The sequence below is a fragment of the Vibrio sp. 1402 genome (assembly GCF_033340275.1).
Window position 1 is genome coordinate 1 of record NZ_JAWOWE010000539.1, and the last position, 565, is coordinate 565.

At 46.2% G+C, this 565-nt stretch carries 1 protein-coding gene and 1 pseudogene; both read left to right on the top strand.

The genetic code is table 11. The features are described from left to right. Positions 1 to 277 (top strand): winged helix-turn-helix domain-containing protein (locus R7044_RS27130; protein ID WP_225456217.1); only part of this gene is annotated, 277 nt, incomplete at its 5' end. Then, positions 267 to 565, top strand: a pseudogene (locus tag R7044_RS27135) (ATP-binding protein); the annotation flags it as partial. The gene R7044_RS27130 and the pseudogene R7044_RS27135, both read left to right, overlap by 11 nt.

The window sequence follows — 565 nt, forward strand, 5'->3', positions numbered from 1 at the left end:
AATAGGCGATTTAAGCCTAGATACCAGAACCTCAAAAGTGATGTGGCAAGGCCAAGCAGTGAGCCTAACAGCGCTGGAATATAAAGTAGTCGCTTACTTTATGCATAATCCTGAAAAAGTCATTTCACGCACGGAGCTTGTGGAGCACATTTACAAGCAAGACTTTGATCGTGACTCCAACACAATTGAAGTATTTATCGGTCGTATTCGTAAGAAAATCGCTCCAAAAATCATCAAAACCGTGCGTGGCTTAGGGTATCAACTGAATGCCGAATAAGAACAAACTGCCGCTGCATGCCTTAAAACGCTTAAGTATCAAAAGCCGATTGGTGTTGGCGGCGGTTGTGTGGCTCACCGCCATGATCCTTGCTGCGGGTGTCACCATTCCTACCCAAGTTTATAACTATATGGTGGACGACACGCGCTCCCAACTGAGCATCTTTATGGATGAAATCGCCGCACAATTGGAAGTCGATCATACAGGCCATCTTTCGTTAGCAGCTCAACTGTCAGATCCTCGCTTTAGTCGCCCGTACAGCGGCTTATATTGGAGTGCATCGACAGA